Raw genomic sequence first — 21,523 nt, forward strand, 5'->3', positions numbered from 1 at the left:
AGACATCAAAATCAGAGATTCCGAAAAAAATCATTGGAAATTAGGCAAATTGATCAGTATGAACTATTGACGCTTGGGTCCAAATCCCTGCTTTCTCCATAAAAAAGACCTCTACCTCCCTCTTTCATTAACTTTTGATAAGATGCTTAAATTAAAAAAGCAGCTGAGTCATTCAAACGCAGCTGCTTTTCAATAGATTAAGCTTTTTTAATTACTCGATTAAACTTTCCGAGCGGGAAAGGTGTAAATTAAACCGGCTATGTTCAAGGGGTGAAACAAAAATATGAACTTTTCCTTTTTGCATACTAAAACAAGCTGTTTATCTTCGGGATCATGTTCATGACTCATTCCTATTCCGAGAATATTACTTAAATAAGCAAAAGACTGCCTAGTGAATTGCTCAATTTTTCAGGCATTTATCCTTAAAAGTGAAAACAAATGCCTTCTGTGTAAAACATTGTGATACATATATACCCTTACATATTTCCCCTTATTAGTTTTGTTATCGCCTGTTCGCCTGAGCTTCAGTCCTTCACTTCTTAAAAGTATTCGGTTACAAAGCGTCGTATCCGAGCAAGATCTTTAAAGTTGAAATCCTGATTCATATTATTGGCAGCCAATGGGAATACTGAGTAGAAAATTCTATAGCTTGCTGCAAATCCCTAATGGAAAAGGGCTTATCGAAAGGATTGATGAAAGTGGAGTATACTTTCCACTCTTCCCAATGGAAATGGTATGAACTTGATCTTCAAGATACTCACCTGATCGAAAAAAAAGTAAAAGAATCGCACGAGTATGAAAGATGGATCAAGCAGATAGAGAAAAACGATAATAATTCCATTAATATGTACACTGGAACGCCTGGCAAAGAAAATGTATGGGGTTCTCTTATTTATCAGCAAGACGTTGAAAAAAGGGAAGATAATGCGACCTTTCACTTTTACTTAACAAGAAAGGAACTGATCACGGCAAATTTTGATTTATCCAAATTAGATCATCACAATGCTAAAACCATGAAGGAAAAAATGCACCATTGTGAATCGCCCATGGAAGGTTTTTTGGTTCTGCTTAGTGAAATAATTGCTGACTTTTTAAAAAAAATCGATAAGTTTGAAGTAAAACTGCACACTCTGCTTTGGGAAATAAAAGAGAATAATCGTACGAAAATCTTGGATAGAGCTGCTGCTGTCGATCATGAACTTCTCGTTTGGAAGAATCTTCTTATTCCAATAGAAGAAACACAGATGGCTGTTGAAGAAGCCTTTGGAGAGCAAACGACACAAGGAGAACAGTTTAAACGGGCTACATGCCGGATTAATCGGGCTAAAACACTTTTAGACGCATATGAAGGTGAAATTAAATCGGTGCTAAACCTAGAAAATCTTATATCTACTCACCGGGGCAATGAAATTACAAAAACATTGACGGTCATTACAACGTTGTTCGCACCTGCTACGGCATTTGCTGCTATTTGGGGCATGAACTTTAAGCATATGCCCGAACTGGAATGGCAATTTGGTTATGCATTTTCAGGTATTTTAATCGTTATTGGCACAGTAGGCTTATACTTTTATTTAAAAAGTAAAGGCTGGATGGGCGACCTTTTAAACACTAAAAGTAAAAAATCTTTCTTTAAATAGAACATTTACATTTAAAGCAGCTAAACCGCTGTTTTTACAGGCTTCTGGCAAAAAAATATGTTACTTCTGCCTAATCTAAGGGAAAAGAAAGGGGATTAGAGAAAAGAGAAAGGAGTAAAAGGAATGAGAGAATCCTTCAAATTATTGAAGCTCGGCAGCAAATCCGCCCTTTGGGCCGCCATTGTAAATACCATTGTCGCGCTGATCAAGACCGCTGCTTACCTCATTACAGGAAACGTCGCGATGTTTGCTGAAATGATGCATAGTTTCGGGGATGCAGCCAACCAGCTTTTCGTTTTTATCGGATCGGCTTTAAGTAAAAAAGCGCCCACCGACCGTTTTCCGGCTGGTTTTGGACGCCTTGTCAACCTTGTGCTGCTTGGCGCTGTACTCGTTGTTGGCGTCCTCGCCTATGAAACGATTGTCGAAGGCATTCACCATATTTCGGATGCCACTCATTCAGATGACTGGTTTTGGCTGAACATTGGCGTCTTAGGGGCAGCGGCCGTGCTTGAAGCAACGGTACTGTATAAAGCCATGCAGGAAATTACGGAACATTTGCCGCGTGAAAAAGTAAAAGGATTAAAGGTCATCCCGGAAAGCTATAAGCATGTTCGGGACGCAAAGCCTGCTACAAAGCTGGTTTTCTTAGAAGACAATGTGGCTGTCGGCGGTGCAGTGCTAGCGCTGGTGGCGATCATCATTTCCACCTATACCCCGTTTCACAGCGCAACCGGTTATGCCTCTATCATTATCGGTGTCCTTCTTTTATTAGTAGTCGGCCGCATCTTTTTAGACAATGCCGCTGGGGCGCTTGGTGTGGCGGATGTGAAAATGCAGGCCAGAATTGGCTCTAAAGTTTTCGCCCATCCGCAAGTAAACGATATTCAAGATTTGGATGTTATTAAAGAAGGGGACAGCCTTCATGTTGAGCTTACACTCGAAGTAGATCCAAAAATGACGATTGAGCAAGCAGATGACATTAAAGATGATATTGAAAAGAAAATCAAAGAAAGCGTTGCGAATGTTACGGATGTGGTCATCGAATTTGATGAAGATGATGGCATTAACACTTGGGACAAGATCAAAAACGTAAAAGAATAACCACCCTCTAACAGGAAAAACTCTAAACGAAAACATGATTTTCGCTTAGAGTTTTTTTCTTTTTCATCAAAATCAAAAAGGTTTTTTGTGAGTATTGTAGAATTAAAGATTAAACAGATAGACAATAAAAATGGGTACAAAGACGAAAGCTGAAACAACTTCTTTTTTGAAGTATTTAATTAAAAATGCCAATAAGCCTTAAAATCGTTAGGTTCAAAAAGCGCTTTATTGTCCCTTCAAATGAATGGCTATCACCTCATCAAATGAAAAGGCTGGGAGAAAATCATGGAAACCCTCGAAGTAACCTACAACGATTTGCACTCTCAAATTGAAGAGCTTCGCTGTTTAATGGTTAATGCTGCCACGTTACACGGAATCAGCAGCTTGGATACATTAAGATACAGCGAGGAGCTGGATAAGCTGATTATGCAGGCACAGCTTCAAAATCCGTAATGTCCTTTGCTTAGTTTCACTTCATTCAGCGAGAATCTTTAACTGTAATTATCTGTTTTCTGCCCCGTTTATCCTTTCTATAATCCCATAGGCACAATTATAAGCGCTACTTTAACTCTTCTTTTACCTTCTCTTAGTCAATGTTCCATGACGGGTAGCGATTGACAGTATTCTTTGGTTAGAAACAAAAAGGAAAGCCCCCGCCTTTGCAGCTTAGGGCTTTCCGATAGCCGGTAATCGCTTTATATCATGAACAAGTAAAGAGCCGTTTTATTGTTCGTTTCTTCTTTTTTTCGCCGGGTGGCACATGTGCAGTTCATCCATTTCGCTTTGCTTAATCTTGTGTGTAGCTGATGATCCAGCTCTTCCTCAATTTCCCTCATTCTTTTTAAGATTTCACCATATGAACAGCCAAAATGTGCTGCAGCCTGTTTGTGCGGAGCATGCTCTATCAAAAGAGATATAAAATGCTCCGGCGTTGCGGCCTGCTGTGCAAGTGTATCCTCAATGTTTAGAATATACTCGCACAGTGTTCTCTTTTCTTCCGGCAGGGATCTAACAAGTCCTTTCAGCAGCATACCAGCCAGTAATTCGTTCATCGTCTTACCAGCTGGCCTTTTTCACGCCTGGGATTTGGCCTTTATGGGCATATTTCCGAAATGCAATACGTGACATTTTAAATTTCCGCAAGTATCCACGCGGGCGCCCTGTTACTTCACATCTGCTTTTCAGCCGTGTCGGAGAAGAATCTCTTGGCAGTTTGCGAAGTGCTTCATAGTCCTCTTTTTCTTTTAGCTCCCGGCGCAGATCCGCATATCTTGCCACCACTTCCTGTCTTTTTTTCTCTTTTACCACTTTTGATTTTTTAGCCATTTTTTAACACTCCACTCTTATATCGTAATCATTACGTTTTAAAGTTCAATAACATCCTTGTTCCTAAACGCACTTAAAGCTTTCCTCATTAATTAACTGAAAAAGCTGGAATGGGATCCCGGAATTGAGTCCAGTCCATTGTTGCCTCTTCTTCAGAAAGCAGGCAGGCGTCCAGAGAAGTCATGACTTCCTCTTCCTTTATATCCACTCCTATGAAAACCAGTTCAATCATGCGGTCCCCGTATACGGGATCCCAGTTCTGAAGCAATTCAGGTTCTTCAATCAAAAGGGCTTGTTTTTCGGATTCTGGATATGCATCCACCCACTTTCCAGCTCCTTGAATCATAATAGAGGGTCCTGCCTGCGATAATAAACCGGTCGTGTCATTCCGGCTGGCAAGCCAGAAAAATCCTTTCGCCCGTATAATGTCTTCTGGCCAGTTTTCGAGCCAGCTCATAAAGCGGTCTGGGTGAAAAGGACGGCGGCGACGGTAAACAAACGATGAGATACCGAGACTTTCTGTTTCCGGCGTGTGTTCTTCATTTAATTCTTTTATCCAGCCGGCCGCCTGGCTCATTTGGTCAAAGTCAAAACGCTTTGTATGTAAAACCGCCGTTAGTGGAACTTGGCTAAAAGCCGTTTTGATGATCTGGGCTTCTGGATTGAGCTTTGTCAGTATCGCTTTTAATTCTTCTGCACTTCTTTCATCGAGCAAATCGGTTTTATTTAATAAGATCACATTAGCAAATTCAATTTGGTCAATTAACAGGTCTACCACCTCCCGGTTATCGGTTTCAACTGTTCCCTGACTGCGGTCCACAAGTGTTTCTCCGGATGAAAAATCATGCCAAAAACGGTTGCCGTCTACAACAGTGACCAGCGTATCCAGACGGGTTTTTTGCGTTAAATCAATCCCTAATTCTTCATCGATATATGTAAATGTCTGTGCGACCGGTACCGGTTCGCTGATGCCTGAAGACTCGATCACAATATACTCAATATCGCCCTGGTCTACGAGCCTTTCTACTTCCTTCATTAAGTCGTCGCGCAGCGTGCAGCAAATACAGCCATTTTGCATTTCAACCAGTTTTTCCTCTGTCCGTGTAAACCCGCCATGCTTTAAAAGTGCTGCATCGATATTTATTTCACTCATGTCATTTACAATAACCGCCACTTTTAAGCCTTCACGATTTTGCAGGATATGATTGAGCAGTGTGGTTTTCCCTGCGCCTAAGTAGCCGCTTAAAACGGTAACAGGAACTTTCTTCATGTGAATCCCCTCCGAAAATAGTAATTATTACGATTTAAAACATAAACATCTTTCTTATGCTTTAGTGATTATAAGCTTTGTATAATTCGTTCTGCTGCCTGGCGCGCACCTGAAATGTTTCTTGCAATTGGTCCTATTTCTAATTCCGCCAAAGCACCGACCACATATAACCCTGGCCCCCACTGAAGAGAAGAAGAAACAATGGGATATCCGCAAGCAGCACACGAGAGGTTCAGCTTTTTAATGACCGGCTCTAGCCAATGTTTTTCGGGCAGAGATGGGTCAAATCCTGTGGCTAAAAGAACCGTTCCTGTTTGATGAATAACACAGCCCTGTTCATTTTCAAGGACAACCCGCCCCTTTTTCATCGAAGCTCCATAAACTTCCCCATCCACTGCTATTAACTTCTCATCACGGATAGAACGCCGCATCTTCATATACAAATCGCGGGGCAGCGAACCTTTATGGCGAGCTTGTTTAATCTGTTCCCTGCGTTTTTGATAACACGCCGTTTTCCGAAATGACATTTGATTCTTGGGACCAAGCCAGGCTGGGTCACTGTCAAAATCATGCAGGCGAAACGAATGTCGTTTAAGCAATATCACCTCACCAGGAAACATGGAAGATAATTTTAATGCCAAATGAACAGATGTAATCCCCCCTCCGATTATGGTAAAAGGGCGTTTCATTTGCTCGAACGCCGGGAGAGTGGAGTTAAAAATATGATAAACAGGCACATCCGGCTGTTTTTTCACTTCTTTTGCCCAGTCAGGCCAGACGAGCTGTTCACTGACACCAACAGCCAGCACAATATTTTCCCCAGCAAGTTTCCTGCCACCCTGCAGTTCAAGCTGCCAGTAGTTTTGAAATCGCTCCAGCTTTTTAACGCAGCCTTGAATCCAGCTTTCTTTCAGCCCTGTGTCTTGAATAAGATGGGTGCAATGCTCATTAAACAAGGAAAGAGCCGGCCGCTTAAACCTTCCATAAAAAGCGGTGGACTCATCCATTACGCTGCTTTTTGCAAACGACTGCAGGCTGAATGGATGCACGTCAAGATGATGAACAACCGGCGATCGCAAATACGGCATTGAAATAAGCTTTGTGCACCTTTTCCAGTTTTGAAGCGGTTTTTGATGTGGATCAACAATGGCCAATTCCCTGACAGAGGCTTTGTTTTCCTTTAGTAAGAAAGAAGCCATCGTTACGCCTTGAATACCTCCCCCTACGATAATCCACTTGAACATATTTCTCCCCCCTTTTAAATCGAAATCATTACGATTTAATTATCATACAGTAATCTTCCCTTCCAATCAACTGCCAACTTTTTTATATACCAGTTTTTGCTTTTGATGCATAACTGCTTTCACTCATTTTTTATTTTTGTACCTTTTTTCGTATAAAAAAAGCAGAGAAATGCACATTAAGGACAGAAATTTGAATCTTTCTTCCCTTTTATTATCTTGTCCTCAACATAATTTCAATATAACTTTAAGTAATACAAAACGAGAGCCCTGCTTCAAGTACCTTTTTTCTTAATTTTAACGCACTACACAAAAATTTAAACAGCTTCACAATATTCAAACAGTATCTTTACGTTACTGTTTTATTTTCTTAATAAAACTTCTTTATTCTTAGCTGTATCAAGTTACTCGGAGGGATTACGTTGAAGAAGTTACACAAAAAAGCTGCAGGAATTACATTGGCGGGAGCTGTCGCGCTTTCTTCGTTAGGTTTTTCTGCTGCTAAGGAAGATGTACAGGCAAAAAACCCGAAAAAAGAGCCGGTTAATGTCATTATGATGGTAATGGATGGGACAAGCTCCAGCACCACCACCCTTTCAAGATGGTACAAGGGCGGAAATCTGGCTATGGATCAAATGCTGGCTGGTGGTGTTCGTACATACTCCGCTGAATCAGCGATTACAGACTCCGCACCGGCCGGAACTGCGCTTGCAACAGGTAACAAATCAAATGATAAATATGTAGGCGTCCTGCCTTCTGTCGTAAATTCACCTGGATTAGAGCCCGTTAAACCGGAAGATGCTCAAAAGCCGGTAGCCAATGTGTTAGAAGGAGCCAAGCTGCAAGGAAAATCAACAGGTATCATTGCTACTTCTGAAATTCAACATGCTACACCAGCAGGCTTCTCTGCTCACGCTACGCACCGCAGCAACTACGGTGACATTGCTGAACAGCAGGTATATCAAGGCATTGATGTTGTATTAGGCGGAGGAAAAGAGTCTCTTGCTCCGGGCTCAACGAAAAATGCCCGAACTGATGGCGAAAACCTTTTAGAGGTTTTGGACCAAAAAAAATATGACTTCGTCGAAAACCGCGATGAACTTCTGGCTTCTGATTCCGATAAAATTTGGGGAAGCTTTGCCACAAGCGCTCTTGCTTATGACTTTGACCGCGAAAGCACTCAGCCAAGCCAGCCAACGTTAGCGGAAATGACAGGAAAAGCGATTGATACGTTAAACAAAGACAAAGATGGATTCTTCTTGTTTGTAGAAGGAAGCAAGGTTGACTGGGCTGCTCATGCCAACGATCCAATCGGAATGATTAGTGATACGCTTGCTTTTGACGATGCCGTAAAAGAAGCGGTTGAGTTTGCAAAGAAAGACGGAAACACAATGGTGATTGCCGTCACTGACCATGGCAACAGCGGTATCTCAATCGGGAATACAAATACAAATTCCACTTATCCTTCAACACCGGTTTCTACTTACATTGACCCGTTGAAAAAAGCAAAGATGACGGTTGAAGGTGCTCTCAGCCAGCTGAAAGAAGATAAATCGAATTTGAAAGAAGTAGCCGCTCTTTACGGCCTTGAAGACCTGACAGATGAAGAACTAAAAACACTTACTGCTTCCAAAAACATCGGTTCTGATATGTCAAAAATGCTGGCTAAACGCGCAAATCTCGGCTTTACAACCGGCGGCCATACAGGTGAAGATGTTTTCTTGTACTCATACGGTCCATCAAGACCAACTGGGTTAGTTGAAAACACGGATATCGCAAAAAAAATGGCAGAAGCTATGAACTTTGATCTTGGTAAGGTGTCCGATAAGCTGTACACGAATGCTGAGGAAGCTTTAGCGAAAAAAGGCTATACATCCCGCATTGATGTAACAAATCCAAACAATCCTGTTTTAGTAGCGCAAAAAGGCGATAAAACCTTCGAATTCCCGGTGAACAAAAATATTGTCATTCAAAAATCAGGAACGTCAACTGAACAAAAAGAAGTGAACGCTGTTACAGTCTACAATGGAAAAGACTTCTATATTTCCGAACAAGCATTGAAATTAGTGAAATAAACATTTTCATTTCACGACTTTAAAAAGCCGGGCTATGCCCCGGCTTTTTAATATAGGTGACGGCAGTCAACAGGAAATTCTTTTTTCATTCGCCTGCTTCTCTTAATACTTTAACTAGAGCCGCCCAGTCCAAGTCTTTCCATCCCTTTTCGATCCCCTTCTCATAATGCTGCTTAATTAGCTCTGCGCCTGGAAGCGGAGCCTTTACTTTCTGGGCTGCATCCAGCATGAGATTCACATCTTTTAAACCGAGCTTCATTTTAAAGCCAGCCGGCTCAAATCGATTTCCCGCCATTATGCCTCCGTAGTTTTTATATACCGGTGAAGCAAAGAGAGCATTGGCTACTTCTAAAAACGATGTTGATTCAATTCCATACTTGTTCACCATCGTTAACACTTCTGACAGGGCTTCAAGCATAGAGACAATTAAAAAGTTATTCCCCAGCTTTACTACATTTGCCAAATAAGCTTTTTCGCCGATCACAAAAAGGTCCTGCCCAATGCATTCTAATAGCGGCATCACCCTGTTTTGCGCTTCTTCCGGCCCGGCAACCATAAGCCGCAGTGCAGCAGCCGCTGCCGCATCGGGACGGCCTAAAACAGGTGAAGAAATGAAATGCTGGCCGCATTTTGCGTGTTCCTTTGTAAGCTTCTCTGCTAATTCCACACTGAGCGTGCTGATGGATACATGGACATCTCCTTCTTCGAGTCCCGCGAGGATCCCTTCTCCTCCAAAGGTTACCTCTTCTGCAGCTGAATCATCCGAAAGAACGGTGAAAACAATACCCGTCTCCCGTGCAGCTTCTGCCGGAGACGAAGCAATTTTTGCTCCCTTTGCGGCAATCTCTTCTGCTTTGCTTTTTGTTCGATTATAAATGGTTAGTTCATGACCGCTTTTCAGTAGATTTTCTGCTATCGGCCTACCCATATTCCCTAGCCCAATTAATGAAACTTTCACCGTTTTTCCTCCAACCTTTTTCGGAGCGTTCATTCCAGAAAAATTAAATTTTTTAGAGAGAGCCGATTATCTTATCAACCATCGCATAAACGAGCCGTTTTTCTTTTTTTACTTTGGAAAGTAAATTGATGCTATGGTTAAGATTTAAAAGCAGATATGCCGCAACGCGTAAGTCTGTTGTTTGATCAATTTCACCGGAACGCTGTCCTTTTTTTAGTACCTTATAAAACAGCTCCTCCAAGTCTTCCAAACTCTCTTGCACAACCTGAATAATGGCTGCATCAGCAGTTCCCGCCCGGACCGCTTCATTTGTAATGAGACAGCCGCCTGGGAAATCCTTATCATAAGCCGCTTCAATATGAGAACTAAAAAACTGCCGGATCCCTTCCTTTACCGGCGATGCCCCCAAAAGAAGCTCCCGCTTGTTCCGCCTTACTTTTTTGTAGTGACCAATCGCTTCTAAATAAAGGTTCTTTTTATCCGTAAAACTTTCATACAAACTCGAACGGCTAATTCCCATGGTTTGAATCAAATCAGGAATACTGGCCGACTCATACCCTTTTTCCCAAAACACAAGCATCGCTTTATGTAACACGAGTTCCCTATCAAATTCTTTTGTTCTTCCCATTTGCCCCTCCTTTGTTCATAACTTTATCATTTCTGGAACGGTCGGTCCAGAAAGGGTTCATTTATTTTTCAATCTTATTTAATTTAACCCCTTTAACTGGCTCGGTCGACTCTTCAAAGCCGTAAACACCCTCCATCATTTTTTATATTTTCATTTGACACTTTATTTTTTTCATGCTACAAAAATATCAACGCTTACAATTTCATTTTCAATCGGATTGTTACTGTTCGGCAGGCAAAACCTAAATTGACTTTTTCGTGAACACTGTATAAAGAGTGCACCTTTATACAGATCGTTTCGCGCGGTCAGTTTAGGTTTTTTTTATTGCCTGGCCCACACGTAAACGCAATGTAAGCTGTATTCAATTACACAATTTTCAGCCATAAACATGATGATACATATAAGGAGATGAAGATCATGAGTCAATTTCCACAAGGCTTTTTATGGGGCGGAGCTACGGCAGCCAACCAATTAGAAGGTGCTTACCAAGAGGGCGGCAAAGGAATGAACCTGGCAGATGTTATGCCGGGCGGAAAAGTACGATTAAAGGTTATTGCAGAACCTGGCTTTGATTTTAAAATCAATAAAGAGAAATATGTTTATCCGAATCACGATGGTATTGATTTCTATCACCGCTTTAAAGAGGATATCGCTCTTTTTGCTGAAATGGGATTTAAAACATACCGTATGAGTATCGCATGGAGCCGTATTTTCCCGCAAGGCGATGAAACGGAGCCGAACGAAGAAGGTTTAGCTTTTTACGACCGTGTATTTGATGAATTGAAAAAATATAATATTGAACCCGTTGTGACGATTTCTCACTACGAGATTCCACTGCATTTAATTACTGAATACGGCGGCTGGCGTAACCGGAAAGTGATTGAATTTTTCGAACGTTATGCAACAACATTGTTTAAACGCTATAAAAACAAGGTGAAATATTGGTTAACATTTAATGAAATTAACGGCGCAACACACATGCCAATTTTGGGTCTTGGCTTTTCACCGGAGAGTGAAGAAACAAAGTTGCAAGATAGCTTCCAAGGTCTGCACCACCAGTTTGTAGCAAGCGCACTTGCTGTAAAAGCAGGACACGAAATCATCCCTGGCAGCCAAATTGGCTGTATGCTGGTTTACGTCCCAACTTATTCTTACGACTCAAATCCTAAAAATGTGATGCATGCTCTACAAGAACAGCGTTTATTCAATAACTATTGCGGTGATGTACAAGTGAGAGGCGCCTATCCGGCCTTTGCAAAACGTTTCTGGAAAGAAAATGGCATCACTTTAGACATTCAAGAAGGCGACTTAGAAACCATTAAAGAAGGTACGGTTGATTTCATTTCATTAAGCTACTACATGTCTCGTACAGAGAAAAAGGATAAGACGCCAGAAGAAATTGGACAAGGCAACTTGATCGGCGGGGTAAAAAATCCATTCCTGTCTGCTAGTGATTGGGGCTGGGAGATTGACCCTACTGGCTTAAGGATTGCTTTAAATCAACTTTATGACCACTACCAGGTTCCTTTGTTCATTGTTGAAAACGGATTGGGTGCTTATGATAAAGTGGAAGAAGACGGAACCATCCATGATGATTACCGGATTGACTACCTGCGTGAGCACATTAAAGCAATGGGTGAAGCGATTGAAGACGGTGTGGAATTAATGGGTTACACACCTTGGGTCTGCATCGATCTAGTAAGCGCATCTACCGGAGAGATGTCTAAACGTTATGGTTTTATCTATGTAGATAAACATGATGATGGCAGCGGTACACTAGAACGTAAAAAGAAAGAATCCTTCCACTGGTATAAAAACGTTATAGCTACCAATGGAGAAGAATTATAAAAGTATTTCTTTTGGTTAAAATGAACATATTTCATCTGGATTGTTACTGGTAATGCAGGCAAAACCTAAATTACAGCTGGACTCAGAATCTGCTTCTGTATGCCGTGTAATTTAGGTTTTTTTATTTTTCAAACTGCAAAAACAGCCGGCTATTTTGATAGCCGCTTTTATTTACTAGACTTAGGAGGTACCTGTATGGACCACATAGCGTTAGCCAAAGATATTTTAAAGCTGGTCGGTGGAGAAGAAAATGTGCAGAGCGTTGTTCATTGCATGACGAGACTCCGCTTTACCCTCTCTGACAACAGCAAAGCAGATCGTGCTCAGCTCGAAAATTCACCCGGGATAATGGGCACCAATATTAGCAGCGGGCAATTTCAAATCATCATCGGAAACAATGTTCCTAAAGTGTATCAGGCTCTTATCCAAAACAGTCATTTAAGCACAGAAGGAAACAAAGCAAGCGAATCAAAGGAAAAGAAAAACCCTGTAACGGCTGTGTTTGAAGTGATTGCAGGCGTATTTACACCGATCATCCCGGCCATTGCCGGAGCCGGTATGATTAAAGGCTTTCTGGCCCTGTTCGTTACACTGGGATGGTTAACACCGGAAAGCCAGACATATGCGATTTTAAATATTATCGGTGACGGCGCTTTTTACTTCCTGCCTATTCTGTTGGCAGTGAGCGCAGCGAAAAAATTTAACACCAATCCCTTTATCGCCGCTTCAGTCGGCGCCGCTATTCTTCATCCGAATTTAGCAGCGTTATTTGCCAGCGGAGAAAAGGTTGAATTTATCGGCATCCCTGTAACCGTAGTAGCAACCTATTCGTCTACCGTTATCCCGATTTTACTGGCAATCTGGGCGGCCTCTTACGTAGAAAAATGGATAGACCGCGTTACGCATCAATCTTTAAAATTAATTGTTGTGCCAACATTAACCTTGTTGATCATCGTTCCTTTTGCATTAATTGCGGTTGGTCCGCTTGGAACGGTAATTGGCGATTATTTATCAACAGGCGTTAACTTCCTGTTTAATAATGCAGCCATTGTTTCTTCCATTCTGCTGGGGGCAACATTCTCATTAATTATTATGACGGGTATGCACTATGCCCTTTCACCGATTATTATTAACGGACTGGCTCAAAACGGATTTGATTACATGATTCCGGCTATGTTTGTTGCTAATATGGGACAGGCAGGCGCTGCCTTGGCTGTTTCCCTGCGTACAAAAAATACAAAATTTAAGTCACTGGCTTTTACGACCGGTATTACAGCTTTAATGGGTATTACAGAACCAGCCATGTACGGAGTCAATATGAAGCTGAAAAGACCTTTTGTCGCAGCTATGGCTGGCGGTGCTGCCGGCGGGTTCTACAACGGGCTGACAGGCGCTAAAGCATTTGTTATCACCGGAAATGCCGGCCTGCCGGGTATTCCTGTTTTAATCGGTCCCACTTTTGTTCACGCCTTAATTGGTTTAGTGATTGCCTTTGCAGCTGCCATCATTGCCGGCTGCTTCCTCGGATTTAAAGATGTAGAAACGGAACAAAAAGCCTCGACTGAACCAAAACAGCCGGTAGAAAACAAAACTCTATCTGTCCAGCCAGGTGTTACTGCTGAACAGCTGTTCAGCCCTCTTCAAGGGGAAGTGAGAAGTTTGCACACAGTGAATGATGCGACTTTTTCTCAGGAAATTATGGGGAAAGGCATTGCCATTTTTCCACATCAAGGAGAAGTAGTCTCTCCTGTACATGGAACCATTACGACGATTTTCAAAACGAAGCATGCGATTGGCATTACGAGTGACGATGGAGCTGAAATTTTGATTCATGTGGGCCTGGACACGGTCCGGTTGGACGGCCAGCACTTTACCGCCCATCTGCACGAAGGCAGCGGAGTTAAGCCCGGTGACAAAATTGTTTCCTTTGACAGGGAAGCCATTCAAGCAGCCGGCTATGACCTGGTGACACCGATTATTATTACAAATACAGATCGCTACAAACAAATCGAAGCGGCCGCCCAAGGGACAGTACGTGCCGGAGAACCGCTGCTGATGCTGTCTGCAGAGAGTTCGGAAGAAGCTGCACTCCATACTTCACCCGTCCCGTCATAAGCAGCTGTGTATAATCGATTTTTGTAAGATGAACGAATAAATAAGTAAAAAGAAAAAGGATAACGGCTTCGTTATCCTTTTTTTCATCCAAAAAAGCTGAATCGGCTAATGATCACTTTATATGGAGAAAAAACTGAAGTTCCATTATCCCCTCTCCCGAACGGCTGCTTACAAAAAAGAATGGAATGTTGTATCTCTTCAATTTAAACTTCTCGTTAAACTCCTGCTCGAGGCCTTTTCTGTCGTCCCCGCTTAAATCTTCCGCATATCCTCTAACCAGTACAACGGTGGACGTGCGCTCGCTTTTATCCATAATCAGCCGGAACATGTCTTCATCGCTTTGATGAACCTTCCCTTTTATTACGAATACAGTCGCGTCAACATTCTGGAAAGGAAAATACTCACGGTAGCTTCGAAGCGGATGGGCTTTTGTATCATAACCTGGTGTATCGATAAAGTATGTTCCATTATACAGATGATACCATACCGGCTCCAGGCTGCTGCTCCAATCGGTTGTATCCGTTCCCTGGCCAATGTTCGGTCTCGGTTCACACTTTCCATCTGTCAGCTTTAGCAGAAGAGAAGATTTGCCGGCACCTGGCTGGCCAATAAACACGATTTTCCTGCTCTTTGCTTCTTCTAACAATGCGCCAAGCTTTAAAAAATTCTCTTCCAGCCTGCTTTTTCTCCAATAAGAAGCAGTGTCGTAAACAGAAGAATCATAACCAGTGTTCTTTTTGTCCCGCTTAAATGGATTTTTCACCATAGTCTGTTACTGCAGCTCTTTCTTTAATACCTCAGTCGCCAGCTCATGGCAATCATCCAGGTAATGAATACCCGCTTTATATGTCATTGCGTATCCGGCTGATGCCGCGATCACCTGGCCGACGATCGGAACATATTTAGATGAATTTTTAAGTGCCGTCTTGGTGGCAAAGCGTTTTAATAGAAGAGACAGCCCTTCTTTTGTCGCGTAGTCCAGCACTTTTTTAGCTACTGGAAGCAGTGCGCCTTCTAATAAAGCAAGTTTGGCATCATTTAATCCATATGCTTTGTTAATTTGAGAGAACAGCTTTAACATGACAGAAAGGTCAACGCTGATATCGACTCCCGGAACCGGGTTAATTCCATTTGCTGCTGCGATTGCTGCGTATTTCGTCACCAGCTTTTTGCATTCTTCTCTTTTTTGCTCTAAATGCTCTACTGTATACGCTTTCGCATATCGGATATACTTTTCTTTCTTCGCAGGCTCAAGAGATTCCTGAATAGCGTCCTGCAAAGAATCAAAACCAGTAGAAGTTCGGCAGCTCGTAAAGTATACATTTTGCCTCGATCCCACCTGCTTTTCTACATCATCGATAATATCCTGCTTTAATTCTTCAAGTGTTTTTCCGTCTTCCCATAGCTGATCGCTCATGTTGCGGACAAACAAGCACACTTTCCCGCTTTCCTGCAGCTCTTTAAAAAAGCGCGTATCTGCTTCATGGAATTTTCCAGAGAACACACAGAGAAACAAATCAAATTCTTTTGGATTAAACTGGCTCATCCATTCGTTCGGTGGGAACTTGCTTGTCCCATAGCCCGGCAAATCCACCAGCAGCAAGCCTTCATACGGAATAAAATCAGCTTCTGTTGTCACATCGGTAGACGCTCCCGTTTTGGCTACCCGTTCACCGACCAGCTTATTGATAATGGAGGATTTACCTGCTCCTGGCTGGCCAAACAGGGCAATTTTCAGCGGCTCGCTGTTTTCTTCCTCTATTTGTTTTTTAATTTTTTCAATATCATCATAAATCGACATGTCCTTCACCTCATATGTATCGTTAAGCAATATTCTACCATACATTGCATCCTCCATTATAAAAGATCAAAACAAAAAGCTTTACGTTAAAGTCGCCCTTTTTCCCATTCAGAAAAAGCCGGGTCTCTAAAACGTAAAGCTCGTCTCTAGTACAATACTTTATTTCATTTTAAAACCTAGTTCACTCTGCCTTAATGGCCGATCAGCACAAAATTAATAATAAAAGCGGCACTCACCACATACATCATCCAGTGAACTTCTTTCGTTCGGCCTGTTACAAGCTTTAATACAGTGTAAGAAACAAAGCCGAATGCCAGTCCTTCTGCAATGCTGTACGTTAAAGGCATTAAAATCAGCGTTAAGAAAGCCGGTACAGATTCTGTGAAATCATCAAAGTTGATTTTTTTGATCTCGCTCAGCATCATTGAGCCAATTATAATCAACACAGACGCTGTTGCTGAATTCGGGATAAAGTGAATAAGCGGAGCCAAAAACAGTGTAAAACCAAATAAAACAGCTGCTGTTACAGCTTTTAATCCTGTTTTCCCGCCTTCTACAATACCCGTGGCATTTTCAACATACGTGTTTAGAGCAGTGCTCCCGAAGACAGCACTGGCCATCGTTCCAATGGAATCTGCCGTTAAAGCGCGGTTTAAGCCGGGTACTTTTCCGTTTTCGTCCGCCAGTCCCGCTTTTTTTGTTAAACCGATCAAAGTCGCCAGCGTATCAAACAGCTCCACAATGGTAAAAGAAAACACAACCGAAAAAAGGCCGTACGCAATTGCGCCTTTTAAATCAAGCTGCAGGAACGTATCCGAAATGCTGGGCGGCGTTAATGAAAAGACGTCATTCCATTTTTGCGGAATCTCCTGAGCTCCCACCAGCATGGCTAAAAACGTTGTAGCGAAAATGCTGATAATCAATGCTCCTTTTATCCGCTTCGCCATTAACACGGCACACAATACGAGCCCGAACAAAGCCAGCAGCGGGCCTGGCTGGGAAAGATCGCCGAGGGAGACAAATGTGGACTCATTCGCCACAACTAATCCAGCATTTTTAAATCCAACAAACGCAATAAACAATCCAATACCTGCCGTAATTGCCGCTTTTAAACCTTCTGGAATCGCAATAATAATTTTTTCGCGAATACCTGTAACCGTCAGCAGAAAAAAGACAATACCTGAAATAAAAACAGCTCCCAGCGCTGTTTGCCAGGAAAGCCCCTGCCCCAGCACAACCGAATAAGTAAAAAAGGCATTGAGTCCCATGCCCGGCCCTAAAACAATTGGAAAGTTTGCCCACAGACCCATGAGGAGTGTGGCAAACATAACCGCATAAATGGTCGCTCCCAGTGCAGCTTCTACCGGCATGCCTGCATCTCCTAAAATAATAGGATTGATCAGGATAATATAGCTGACGGTCATAAATGTCGTCAAACCGGCTAACATTTCCCTTTTTACGCTCGTATTGCGCTCGGACAATTTAAAAAACCTGTCTAAAAACAAATATAGTGAACGCACAGGGGGCTTTTCCTGTTTTCGCGCGTTTAAGTTACTCATTTTTTCAGCTCCTTCATCGTTAATCAAAAAAAATAAGCTGCAAAAAATATGCCGACTAAGCATATCTTCTGTAGCTTGGAAATGCCGGTTTTGCTAGCGGGGTAATAAAGGTGAGGATTTCAATATGGGTCATTATACGGCTATAAGATTTATTTAACAAGGGAGGAGGAGCACTTTTTATAATTAAAAAATTAACATGCAGACGTTTGGTTTCGAACTTGTGCGTTTATTTCATCAGCTCCTGCGAAAAACGATAATTATTTTAACGGAACTTTAAATCCTTCTTTCCCACTTGTTCAATTAAAAAAGCCGTTTCCCAAGTTAGAGAATCGACTTTGAAAAAATTTTTCCATTAGACTTCTCTGAGGCTAATGGGCTTTTATCACAAGCAGCGTATCTTTAACTTGTGCTGGTGCAGATTCTAAGGCATAGCCGGTCCAATACACCTTTACCTTCTGCCCTTTTTGGAAGTCTGTATCAAAAGTTCTATTAATCAAAGGGATATCATAATACGTTCCCTGTGATTGAATATTCTTATCTTCTAAAGCAGCTATAATTTCTTTTTCTGTTTTCCCTTCCATTTCAGTATCACTCATTGGAACAATCAAAACCCTGGAACCCTCTGCTGATAAAACATACCCCTCACTCACTCTTTGATTAAAAAACCAAATCATCAAAATAATAAAAAGTAAGGCAGCTGCTCCAACAACTGCTTTTTTCACTTACTCTCCCCCTTTTTGTCTTTTTTCCATATTCGCTGCCGTTCAGTTATCCATATTTATTATTCATCTTTTTCTCATAAAGAAAACAAGACATCTATAACGTCTTGCTTTCATTTAATCTATTCTTCCAGCACTTTAATTTCAACGGCTGTTCCTTGTGCAGGATCAGAAAATATTAAATCAGCATCATGGGTAACTTGTACTTTTTGACCGGTCTTTAATGCAGCTGTTTCAGTTTGGTCGATAGCTTTTATATCAAATATAATGCCGCTCTTTTTATCATCTGGCTTCGAAGTCACCCAGATAGTCGCGGAATCTTTATTTTGAATGTACCCGGTGAACGTAGAGACTTCGTCATTTGAAGTAGCTTCTTCTGATTTCCGTATCACTTCCACTTTTTCCGCTGGTAGTGTGAGAATGGCAGGCTCGTTATGGGGTTTAGCATTATCCCACCAGACCTTCACTTCATTACCTTTTTTTATTCCATCAAAGATATTTTTTTCAGTTACAAACCAAATGACATTCTCAGATTCTGTGCTTTTAACAATCTCTTTATAGCTTGTATTTAAGGCATCCTTCTGCGTAATACCTTTTACCACTAATAGCTTTTCTCTTCCATTATCCTCAGTTTCTTTTGCTATAGCATGACCTTGAAACTCTTCTAATGATTGTGTAGTCGTATCGGTTGAGCTCACATCTTTTTCACCCGAACAACCTGCCAGTATTGTGAAAACAACTAATATAGTAATAAGCCATTTACTTTTCAAGTTTCAACCCTCCTTTTTCTAGTGTTAAACCATATAATCCACAATTCAAAAGGAACATGTTTACAATGGATATGGTAACACCTCATGTAAAAAAGAACCAATTATTTTTTGGTTCTTTGTTTTTTCGTGTTGAATTAACCCTGCAACTCGTTTATTTTATCCAGTCTGTTTCCTAGGCTTAATTAAATAATGCCTTTAATTTTAAGGAAAGGGTTTCTCCTCACCAAACAGTCAGGCTCGCTCTTGTATCATTTTCATCCATTATATATTCCACATTTTTAAATCTGCGATCGGTGGCATGGTCATATAATAATTCGAGGTCTTTCTTATTTTTGCAATATATTGTGACATAACTGCAATCAACTACTAACAGAACAAGCTCACACTTGCTTTTTAAAAACTCTTCATAGGTATCAATTGTTGAGAATTCACCATTTGGATAGGCCTTTAAGTCAGCGAAAATCATATAATATGTATGATCTTCTAATAACCTTTTGATCTTCACCCCGCCAATGATACCCTTACCTTCTGGAAAAAGCTCTTTCAGCTGTCCATTCTCCATCCTGTATAACTCACCACTGCCAATTCGCCAGGCAAAAACGGTAATGTCGATTGGCTTTAGCACGTCTCCAAGCAAGCTTCCGTATTCGTTTGGGATATCAAAACTAACGCCCCTTCTCATAACCTCACCTCCCTGAAGATTATTGTGCAGCTAAGCATCCACGTTCATTAAAGAACGTACGAGCATCTCAAATCATGGTGTGCTTGAAATTTGGGCCTTCTTCCCTTTTTTTGATCATTACGTTTTCATCTAGCCCATTACATACGGCAAAATAGCCATCGCTCAAATGGAAACCAATACCTGCTAGATAAAAGCCAGCGTCGTTTGTTTCACTTCTTTCTATTATTTCAATCTCCATCACCTTTTTGCCTGCAATGAAATCCCATTCTGCTAATTTGTTCTTTTCCCATTGAAGCTTTAAATCTGATTCATACCAGGAAGGATTTTCGGAAATAAGGATTTGATTAAACGTAACAGCAAACTCGTCCGTTTTATATGCACATAATTCTAATTGGTCATCTTCTAAACTGATGATCACGGGGCAGTCATTAAACCATTCATTTTCAGTTTGTTCCCAAACCACCCATACTTCTTGTATATGTTTACCGATAAGCGCTTCGAGTTTCGTTCTGTGGTCTTCTAGGATATTGGATGGATTGGTATACATTTTAGGGTGGTAATGTTTAATTCCCAACATAAAGAGTTCTCCCTTCATCGTTGAATATTGATTTTGGCGCAGCCTGCTCCTCAAGTTTAACAGAAAACAAATAACAGTTTTCAGTGCTCCTTTCCTGTAAGCCGGTTATCGAAAAACCTCTTTTTCGATTAATTGTTGCTCAGCCAGAGAATAAGCTGTTTATTATATGGCGAACAACTGCGCAGCTTACTTGTATTTCGATTGGACCGAAATTATCTAAACCTAAGCGGCTTTTTCATCTTTAACAGCTGGATAGTCTTTGAAGAGGAGTCCTTACTCAAAGACAATAAAACAATCATGGCAATAATACACATGGCTCCTGCCCATTGAAAAACCCCAAAGGGTTCTTTGAGCCAGAAGACTGTTGTTAGGACAGCCGCCAGCGGTTCTATGCTACCAAAAAGGCTTGATTCTTTAGGCGACAGACTTTGTAAACTTTCGATATAAAACCAAAAAGCAATCATTGTACCAAATACGATAACGAAAACTAAATATACATAAGCCTCTAATGTTAAGCTTTTAAAGTCCATTTGCAAAGGTGCATGGATAAAACTTAAGGCAAAACCGCCAATCGCCATAGCCCAGCCAACAACGACAAGAGAATCATATTGCTTCAGTAAAGGAACAGCGTAAAGCGTATAAAAGGCTAATGCGATTCCAGACAATACACCCCAAACCACTGCAAGTATCGGTACAGATAATTGAGAAATTGAGCCGTCGGTTAATAAAAAAAAGCAGCCTGCTAAAGCAAGCGAGACGGTTATGAAATCCTTTCTTGTAAAAACGGATTGTTTGCGTAAGATGGAATACAGAATAATCATGACAGGTGCTAAATATTGCAATAGCGTTGCGACAGCCGCATTTCCGTGTTTGATGGATGCCATATATGTATATTGAACTGCAAGCATACCCATTAATCCAAAGATTATCAGTGGAACAGCAGTTCTTTTCTTTTTCCATACACCAAGTATCTGAGAAGAGTCTTTCCTAAAAAATTGAACGGCCAGGAGTAAAAAACCTGCTATAAGCAATCGGACCGTTACAAGCCAATTTATATCAATAGCGTATTGGTCAAAAAGCTTTTGTGCGACGGTTCCCCCAATACCCCAAAAAGTCGCTCCCGTCATAACAAGAAATAATCCTTTTTTTCTATTCATGCTTGGCTCTCCACCTTCAACTACAAAAATAATATTATAATATTGTCATAATA

Annotated in this window: 20 protein-coding genes; 6 read left to right on the plus strand and 14 right to left on the minus strand. The window is 41.4% G+C overall.

The window, feature by feature from the left end; all coding sequences use genetic code 11:
* Positions 1-692 precede the first annotated feature (692 nt).
* The 3 genes from L2D08_RS18915 (at position 693) to L2D08_RS18925 (ending at position 3,197) form a co-directional block, all read left to right on the plus strand.
* On the plus strand, positions 693-1,640 hold the full coding sequence (locus tag L2D08_RS18915) for a magnesium transporter CorA family protein (protein WP_242236207.1): 948 nt from the start codon (positions 693-695) through the stop codon (positions 1,638-1,640).
* 123 nt (positions 1,641-1,763) lie between these two features.
* Positions 1,764-2,744 carry a cation diffusion facilitator family transporter gene (locus L2D08_RS18920; RefSeq protein WP_242236173.1) on the plus strand — a complete coding sequence of 327 codons (981 nt, stop codon included), beginning with the start codon at positions 1,764-1,766 and terminating at the stop codon, positions 2,742-2,744.
* A gap of 285 nt (positions 2,745-3,029) precedes the next feature.
* Positions 3,030-3,197 (plus strand): aspartyl-phosphate phosphatase Spo0E family protein, encoded by a 168-nt coding sequence (locus L2D08_RS18925; RefSeq protein ID WP_242236175.1) that lies wholly within the window; start codon positions 3,030-3,032, stop codon positions 3,195-3,197.
* Positions 3,198-3,439: 242 nt separating this feature from the next.
* Here L2D08_RS18925 and L2D08_RS18930 read toward each other — a convergent pair whose 3' ends face one another.
* The 4 genes from L2D08_RS18930 to L2D08_RS18945 form a co-directional block, all read right to left on the minus strand.
* Complete coding sequence (locus tag L2D08_RS18930) at positions 3,440-3,796, minus strand: hypothetical protein (RefSeq protein WP_242236177.1); 357 nt, start codon at positions 3,794-3,796, stop codon at positions 3,440-3,442.
* A gap of 4 nt (positions 3,797-3,800) precedes the next feature.
* A complete protein-coding gene (gene rpsN, locus L2D08_RS18935) occupies positions 3,801-4,070 on the minus strand; it encodes a 30S ribosomal protein S14 (RefSeq protein WP_242236178.1) in 270 nt (89 codons plus the stop codon).
* Positions 4,071-4,158: 88 nt separating this feature from the next.
* Positions 4,159-5,340, minus strand: coding sequence for a GTP-binding protein (locus L2D08_RS18940; RefSeq protein ID WP_242236180.1), 1,182 nt, complete (start codon positions 5,338-5,340; stop codon positions 4,159-4,161).
* Positions 5,341-5,408: 68 nt separating this feature from the next.
* Positions 5,409-6,584 (minus strand): FAD/NAD(P)-binding protein, encoded by a 1,176-nt coding sequence (locus L2D08_RS18945; protein WP_242236182.1) that lies wholly within the window; start codon positions 6,582-6,584, stop codon positions 5,409-5,411.
* A gap of 419 nt (positions 6,585-7,003) precedes the next feature.
* On the opposite strand from L2D08_RS18945, the gene L2D08_RS18950 reads away from it, so the two are divergent.
* Positions 7,004-8,656 (plus strand): alkaline phosphatase, encoded by a 1,653-nt coding sequence (locus L2D08_RS18950; RefSeq protein WP_242236183.1) that lies wholly within the window; start codon positions 7,004-7,006, stop codon positions 8,654-8,656.
* Positions 8,657-8,741: 85 nt separating this feature from the next.
* On the opposite strand, the gene L2D08_RS18955 is transcribed toward L2D08_RS18950, so the two are convergent.
* Together L2D08_RS18955 and L2D08_RS18960 are read right to left on the minus strand one after the other, a co-directional pair.
* Positions 8,742-9,614 (minus strand): NAD(P)-dependent oxidoreductase, encoded by an 873-nt coding sequence (locus tag L2D08_RS18955; RefSeq protein WP_242236185.1) that lies wholly within the window; start codon positions 9,612-9,614, stop codon positions 8,742-8,744.
* Positions 9,615-9,666: 52 nt separating this feature from the next.
* Positions 9,667-10,242 carry a TetR/AcrR family transcriptional regulator gene (locus tag L2D08_RS18960; RefSeq protein ID WP_242236187.1) on the minus strand — a complete coding sequence of 192 codons (576 nt, stop codon included), beginning with the start codon at positions 10,240-10,242 and terminating at the stop codon, positions 9,667-9,669.
* Between the two features lie 417 nt (positions 10,243-10,659).
* On the opposite strand from L2D08_RS18960, the gene L2D08_RS18965 reads away from it, so the two are divergent.
* Positions 10,660-12,090, plus strand: coding sequence for a glycoside hydrolase family 1 protein (locus tag L2D08_RS18965; protein WP_242236189.1), 1,431 nt, complete (start codon positions 10,660-10,662; stop codon positions 12,088-12,090).
* A gap of 195 nt (positions 12,091-12,285) precedes the next feature.
* Entirely contained in the window at positions 12,286-14,205 is a 1,920-nt protein-coding gene (locus L2D08_RS18970) for a beta-glucoside-specific PTS transporter subunit IIABC (RefSeq protein WP_242236191.1), read from the plus strand.
* A 112-nt stretch (positions 14,206-14,317) separates the two neighbouring features.
* Here the strand turns inward: L2D08_RS18970 and L2D08_RS18975 are convergent, their stop codons facing one another.
* The 8 genes from L2D08_RS18975 to L2D08_RS19010 form a co-directional block, all read right to left on the minus strand.
* The gene (locus L2D08_RS18975; RefSeq protein ID WP_242236193.1) at positions 14,318-14,971 is read right to left on the minus strand and encodes a GTPase domain-containing protein; all 654 of its coding nucleotides are present in this window, start codon (positions 14,969-14,971) and stop codon (positions 14,318-14,320) included.
* Positions 14,972-14,977: 6 nt separating this feature from the next.
* Entirely contained in the window at positions 14,978-16,051 is a 1,074-nt protein-coding gene (locus L2D08_RS18980) for a GTPase (RefSeq protein ID WP_242236195.1), read from the minus strand.
* A gap of 146 nt (positions 16,052-16,197) precedes the next feature.
* The gene (locus tag L2D08_RS18985; protein ID WP_242236196.1) at positions 16,198-17,565 is read right to left on the minus strand and encodes an NCS2 family permease; all 1,368 of its coding nucleotides are present in this window, start codon (positions 17,563-17,565) and stop codon (positions 16,198-16,200) included.
* 368 nt (positions 17,566-17,933) lie between these two features.
* Positions 17,934-18,287, minus strand: coding sequence for a DUF3221 domain-containing protein (locus L2D08_RS18990; protein ID WP_242236198.1), 354 nt, complete (start codon positions 18,285-18,287; stop codon positions 17,934-17,936).
* Positions 18,288-18,406: 119 nt separating this feature from the next.
* Positions 18,407-19,054, minus strand: coding sequence for a DUF3221 domain-containing protein (locus L2D08_RS18995; protein ID WP_242236199.1), 648 nt, complete (start codon positions 19,052-19,054; stop codon positions 18,407-18,409).
* A 220-nt stretch (positions 19,055-19,274) separates the two neighbouring features.
* The gene (locus L2D08_RS19000) at positions 19,275-19,736 is read right to left on the minus strand and encodes a DUF2691 family protein (RefSeq protein WP_242236200.1); all 462 of its coding nucleotides are present in this window, start codon (positions 19,734-19,736) and stop codon (positions 19,275-19,277) included.
* A 67-nt stretch (positions 19,737-19,803) separates the two neighbouring features.
* Positions 19,804-20,313, minus strand: a complete 510-nt coding sequence (locus L2D08_RS19005) for a hypothetical protein (protein ID WP_242236202.1) — start codon at positions 20,311-20,313, stop codon at positions 19,804-19,806.
* A gap of 212 nt (positions 20,314-20,525) precedes the next feature.
* Positions 20,526-21,470 (minus strand): EamA family transporter, encoded by a 945-nt coding sequence (locus L2D08_RS19010; RefSeq protein ID WP_242236204.1) that lies wholly within the window; start codon positions 21,468-21,470, stop codon positions 20,526-20,528.
* Positions 21,471-21,523 lie beyond the last annotated feature (53 nt).

This window comes from Domibacillus sp. PGB-M46, assembly GCF_022668875.1.
Classification (GTDB): Bacteria; Bacillota; Bacilli; order Bacillales; family Domibacillaceae; genus Domibacillus.

Coding starts and splice junctions, on each gene's coding strand:
- L2D08_RS19000 (WP_242236200.1), bottom strand. CDS start 19,736: ATGAGAAGGGGCGTTAGTTTTGATATCCCAAACGAATACGGAAGCTTG.
- L2D08_RS18960 (WP_242236187.1), bottom strand. CDS start 10,242: ATGGGAAGAACAAAAGAATTTGATAGGGAACTCGTGTTACATAAAGCG.
- L2D08_RS18930 (WP_242236177.1), bottom strand. CDS start 3,796: ATGAACGAATTACTGGCTGGTATGCTGCTGAAAGGACTTGTTAGATCC.
- L2D08_RS18915 (WP_242236207.1), top strand. CDS start 693: ATGAAAGTGGAGTATACTTTCCACTCTTCCCAATGGAAATGGTATGAA.
- L2D08_RS18945 (WP_242236182.1), bottom strand. CDS start 6,584: ATGTTCAAGTGGATTATCGTAGGGGGAGGTATTCAAGGCGTAACGATG.
- L2D08_RS18970 (WP_242236191.1), top strand. CDS start 12,286: ATGGACCACATAGCGTTAGCCAAAGATATTTTAAAGCTGGTCGGTGGA.
- L2D08_RS18940 (WP_242236180.1), bottom strand. CDS start 5,340: ATGAAGAAAGTTCCTGTTACCGTTTTAAGCGGCTACTTAGGCGCAGGG.
- L2D08_RS18985 (WP_242236196.1), bottom strand. CDS start 17,565: ATGAGTAACTTAAACGCGCGAAAACAGGAAAAGCCCCCTGTGCGTTCA.
- L2D08_RS18965 (WP_242236189.1), top strand. CDS start 10,660: ATGAGTCAATTTCCACAAGGCTTTTTATGGGGCGGAGCTACGGCAGCC.
- L2D08_RS18920 (WP_242236173.1), top strand. CDS start 1,764: ATGAGAGAATCCTTCAAATTATTGAAGCTCGGCAGCAAATCCGCCCTT.
- L2D08_RS19005 (WP_242236202.1), bottom strand. CDS start 20,313: ATGTTGGGAATTAAACATTACCACCCTAAAATGTATACCAATCCATCC.
- L2D08_RS18975 (WP_242236193.1), bottom strand. CDS start 14,971: ATGGTGAAAAATCCATTTAAGCGGGACAAAAAGAACACTGGTTATGAT.
- rpsN (WP_242236178.1), bottom strand. CDS start 4,070: ATGGCTAAAAAATCAAAAGTGGTAAAAGAGAAAAAAAGACAGGAAGTG.
- L2D08_RS18980 (WP_242236195.1), bottom strand. CDS start 16,051: ATGTATGGTAGAATATTGCTTAACGATACATATGAGGTGAAGGACATG.
- L2D08_RS19010 (WP_242236204.1), bottom strand. CDS start 21,470: ATGAATAGAAAAAAAGGATTATTTCTTGTTATGACGGGAGCGACTTTT.
- L2D08_RS18925 (WP_242236175.1), top strand. CDS start 3,030: ATGGAAACCCTCGAAGTAACCTACAACGATTTGCACTCTCAAATTGAA.